This window comes from Pseudomonas sp. SIMBA_068 (genome assembly GCF_046534705.1).
GTDB classification, from domain to species: domain Bacteria; phylum Pseudomonadota; class Gammaproteobacteria; order Pseudomonadales; family Pseudomonadaceae; genus Aquipseudomonas; species Aquipseudomonas putida.
Genome location: NZ_JAWRYI010001349.1, coordinates 1 through 245, shown reverse-complemented (window position 1 = coordinate 245; position 245 = coordinate 1). Strand labels below are relative to the sequence as shown.

1 pseudogene is annotated in these 245 nt (G+C 54.7%); it reads right to left on the bottom strand.

Going from position 1 to position 245, the window contains the following annotated elements:
- Positions 1-245, bottom strand: a pseudogene (locus SB756_RS34005) (RNA polymerase factor sigma-54); the annotation flags it as partial.

The following is a 245-nucleotide window of genomic DNA, read 5'->3' as shown; positions in this document are numbered from 1 at the left end:
GAGAAAAAGTATTTCAGCTCATATATGCCCCGTGGGGTATGCATGAATTTTTGCGTGGTCACCCGGGAAATCGTCGATTCGTGCATGCCCACCGCCTCGGCGATATCGTGCAGAACCAGCGGCTTCATCGCTTCATCGCCATATTCGAGAAAGCCGCGCTGGTGCTCGACGATCTGGGTGGCGACCTTCATCAGGGTTTCATTGCGGCTTTGCAGGCTCTTGATGAACCAGCGGGCTTCCTGCAA